Genomic DNA, 4,112 nt, shown 5'->3' on the forward strand with positions numbered 1-4,112 from the left:
ACAAACGCCGGGATTAACGCCGACCATTTATGGACCGGCAATTCAGGCAACCGATCCGACCAGCGGTGTGGAAGCGGCGCTCAGCGAATTTGATGCCCAGGTCAACGGCGACCTGTTTCACGAAGACAACGACCGGGTGCTCAACAACGAGTTTGCCGGAGGCGGCGAAAATTTCTACCAACAGCAACTCACGCGGCTGGAATCGAGCCTGAGTAAACAGACGGCCTCGGGAGCCCTGTTTACCCTGCGACACAATTTTGACGCGGACTTGAACAATTCCGATCGCAATCTGCTCGATGGCACGGCGTGGAATTGGAATTTTGAAGGCGAGGTCCGACATCCGTTGCTGCAAGGGCGGGGCGTCAACTTCAATCGAATCGCCGGCCCCAATGCCACACCGGGTGTTTACAACGGCGTCGTCATCGCCCGACTGAGTGCCGACGTGACGGTGGCCCAGCTTGAGATCGCGCTGCGAGACTACTTGAGCGACGTCGAAAACGCCTACTGGGATCTACACTTCGCGTACGCCGATTTGGAGGTCAAGCAACAGGCTCGTGACCGCAGTCTCAATACCTACTTGTTACTCAAGGCACGACAGGGGCTTCCCGGGGCCGAAGACGACAAACTGGCGCAGGCCAAAGAGCAATACTTCCGGTTCGAGCAAGACGTTCAAAATTCGCTGGCCGGTCGTTTGGTCGTCGGCACCCGAACGTTCAACGGCAGTGGCGGCGGGACCTTTCAAGGGACCGGTGGCGTCTATGTCAACGAACGACGATTGCGGTTGATCATGGGATTGCCGATCAACGATGGTCGACTGATTCATCCTTCCAGCCCGCCGACCGACGCGCCGGTCACCTACCATTGGAACGACATCGTTTCCAACGCCTTAGCACGCCGCACCGAGTTGCGCCGCCAGCGGCTGAACGTCGATCGACGACGCTACGAATTGACGGCCAGCCGAAATTTCTTGCTGCCGCGTCTCGATGCCGTCGGTCGCTACCGGTATCGCGCCCTGGGCGAAAGCCTGTTCGATCACAATATCTCTCCGGCCGGTACCGCGACCGGCACGGGGACGCACGAATGGTTGATGGGGCTCAGTCTTTCTTATCCGGTCGGATTCCGGCAAGCCCACTCGGCGGTCCGCAACGCCCAATTGCGGTTGGCCCGTGAACGCGCCCTGCTGAGTGAACTGGAGCGTCAGGTTGTGTATGGATTGAGCAACGCGATGGCCGAAAGCGATCGCGCCTACGAAATCTTACGAACGGCGTTGAATCGCGAGAACGCGGCGAAAGAACAATACGAGATCTTGGCCGGGGAAGCCCAGGCGCCGGTGCGTCAATTCGATTTCAATGCCTTGTTGGACTCCGAACAGCGTTACGCCGAGGCGGCCAGCGACGCCAATCGTGCCCGCGTCCAGTACGCCTTGGCGACGAAAAACCTGAACTTCGAAATGGGAACGCTGCTGGAGTACTTCAACATTCACTTGACGGAAACGCAGTCGGCCGCGGCACGGATGACATCGCCCCTACCCGGCCGACAAATCGTTCGCTCGGTCGTCGATTTCGCCACCTCCCCGTGGAGCGACGACAACGACAACGCCCCCCTCGCCGGCAATCCGCCATCGACCGTGGCCGCCGAACCCGAAGAATCGGTGTTCGGTGAAAGCACGATCAACGCGATCATCGAACGAGAGCTTGCCTTCGAAGCATCTCGGGGGCAGACCGTCGACATCGACGCACCGATCGAGTCACCTTCGGATGTCGCGTTCTGACTGGTGGAGACCCGTTGGCTCACGCCCAATACGGCTGATCATCCATTGACATCAGCCGGTTCGCGCCAGCGCCAGCGGCCTCCTCATTGAGGTCAACTCAGCGGATGGCTGTAAAGCGGACGAAGACCTGTCGTCTACCGCAACGTATTCACCGGGCAGAACGTTGTGACTTTTCTGAAAGTTCCACAACGATAAAATTGAGTTGCGACAGAATGCTGGTACGTTAGACACCTGCCTAGGTGGAAATCAAATCTCTCACCGGCTTGAGACGCACCACTTTTTATTGCCCGGCTTTTCCTGGGCCGTTTGACCATGCTGAAAACACAATTCGACCGCTTCGTTGCGGAAGGCTTCGACGAACTGGGCGCCATCATCATGGTGATCGACGGCTTTCCGCAGGACGAGCGATTTGAGCCGACCATCGAACTGCTCGAGTCCCTCGGCTATCAACGCAAGGGGGCCCCCGATGTTGACGAGGGGGAGTACAGCGTGAGTACGCCTGGCGGTCAGGCAACCGAGGCGGCTCGGCGCGTTTTCTTTGTCAAGTTCATCCTCGGCAAGCATCTGATTCAGTACCAGCCGTGCAACCGATTCCTTCTTCGGGGCAAATCCTGCAAGCCCCACCGTCCCGAGTCCGATTTGCGGTTTGCCGATTGGTATCCTGTGAAGGGCAGCCCCGTGAAGGAACGTGTCGGTGCGATTGAGGATCAGTTAGCCGATGACTTTCCCAACGCCGCGATGGCGGGGCAGTTTCTGTATGACCACGGATTCAAACGATCCAATACGTACAAGAAACTTGACAAGAACACGTACTTTGTCGCGGCCCGGCACGGCGACGGACAGCCATCGGGAATCGTCTTCCGCGGTGAGGACGAAACGTACTTCTTCGACTACTACGCCGACACCCGGTATACCATGGGCAGCAGCGGCCTGCTGAAGGACGAACTGCCAACCGAACGACAGCAAAATGTTGCGGCGTCCATCGCGACCATGAACTTTCCTAAGCTGATCGAATGACCTTTTTTACCAATCATCAACGAGCTGCCATGACTATCAATCGACACGCGCTGCTTGCGGTGATCCTGTCGGCCGCATGGTGTTGCGTTCCATCGGCTGGCTCGGCCGAGGAACCCAAGCGAGAAACGGCAACGTTCGGCGGTGGCTGTTATTGGTGCGTGGAAGCCGTGTTTCAAAGGATTGAAGGCGTCAGCAATGTCCGGCCCGGATTCATGGGCGGGCGAATTGAGAATCCGACGTATCAGCAAGTGCTGACGGGACGGACCGGTCACGTCGAAGTGATCCAATTGGAATACAACCCCGATGTGGTCACCTTTGAGACGTTGTTGCAGGTGTTTTGGCGCACGCACGACCCGACCACCAAGAACCGTCAAGGTCCAGACGTCGGACCGCAGTACCGCAGTGTGGTGTTCACCCACACGGACCAACAGCGAGACGTCGCCCAACAGTACAAGCGACTGTTGAATCGGCAAAAGGCATTCCAGTCGCCGATCGTGACGTCCATTGAACGGGCCAGCACGTTTTATCCCGCAGACGCGGATCACCAGGACTACTTCAACCGAAACCCAGACAAGCAATATTGCCAAGCCTACATCGTTCCGAAACTGAAGAAGTTAGAGGAACTCTTTCCTGATCAACTGAAAGCCGATCCGGCAAACAGCACAGACGCTCGGTGACAGGCCGGATGCCTATCCCACTGGTAGCATTCGACACTTCTTTCCCATTCGACCCTTAGCTCCAGACAAAACTCTGGAGCACCAACAGCACGGTCAGCAAAAGCGCGATGATCCAGCCGAGCACGGTGAACGTGGTCAGCAGCCGTTGCTTCCGACGGGACTCGGGCGTCCACTCGACCTTGGATTGCTCGTCGATCAGTTTGTCTTTCAACACGCCTTTGACGAACGCGGCTTGTCCCGTGGTCGCTCCGCTGGCGGCAAAGTAGCAACCGCTGAAAAAGAAGGAATCGTCTTTCTCGCCGCCGGCACTCTTCTCGCTCGATTCACATCCGAACGCTTGTCCCAGCACCATCCGCAGTCGCGGTTTTAACTCGTGTCGAATCTTACACGTCAGCGCGTACAGCTTGCGGTTGCCACGTTGCTGGGCCAGTCCGTCCTCGCGGCTGAACAGCCGGTACACCCAGTCTTCGAATGCATCGCACAGGCGATCGCTATGGGTGTTCAATTCGTCGGGCGTGGGACGGCTGCGAAGATCAAAACGGCCACCCAGTCGTCGCGACAACAATCCCGATTGCAAGCGACGAACCAGCTCGATGAATCCCTTGTCTTGTTCCAGACCGACGATCACGGCGGTGACCGGCGACCGC

At 57.8% G+C, this 4,112-nt stretch carries 4 protein-coding genes; 3 read left to right on the top strand and 1 reads right to left on the bottom strand.

Annotation, left to right across the window (positions count from 1 at the left end; translation table 11 throughout):
• The 3 genes from ABX749_RS24500 to msrA all read left to right on the top strand — a co-directional run.
• The coding region (locus ABX749_RS24500; RefSeq protein ID WP_372898304.1) for a TolC family protein at window positions 1-1,771 on the top strand (1,771 nt) is incomplete at its 5' end.
• A gap of 312 nt (window positions 1,772-2,083) precedes the next feature.
• Window positions 2,084-2,788, top strand: coding sequence for a hypothetical protein (locus ABX749_RS24505; protein ID WP_372898305.1), 705 nt, complete (start codon window positions 2,084-2,086; stop codon window positions 2,786-2,788).
• A 29-nt stretch (window positions 2,789-2,817) separates the two neighbouring features.
• Window positions 2,818-3,465 (top strand): peptide-methionine (S)-S-oxide reductase MsrA, encoded by a 648-nt coding sequence (msrA, locus tag ABX749_RS24510; protein ID WP_372898306.1) that lies wholly within the window; start codon window positions 2,818-2,820, stop codon window positions 3,463-3,465.
• A 55-nt stretch (window positions 3,466-3,520) separates the two neighbouring features.
• On the opposite strand, the gene ABX749_RS24515 is transcribed toward msrA, so the two are convergent.
• A partial coding sequence (locus tag ABX749_RS24515) for a hypothetical protein (RefSeq protein ID WP_372898307.1) occupies window positions 3,521-4,112 on the bottom strand: 592 nt, incomplete at its 5' end.

This window comes from Stieleria sp. (assembly GCF_041595215.1).
Classification (GTDB): Bacteria; Planctomycetota; Planctomycetia; order Pirellulales; family Pirellulaceae; genus Stieleria; species Stieleria magnilauensis.

Coding starts and splice junctions, on each gene's coding strand:
- ABX749_RS24505 (WP_372898305.1), top strand. CDS start 2,084: ATGCTGAAAACACAATTCGACCGCTTCGTTGCGGAAGGCTTCGACGAA.
- msrA (WP_372898306.1), top strand. CDS start 2,818: ATGACTATCAATCGACACGCGCTGCTTGCGGTGATCCTGTCGGCCGCA.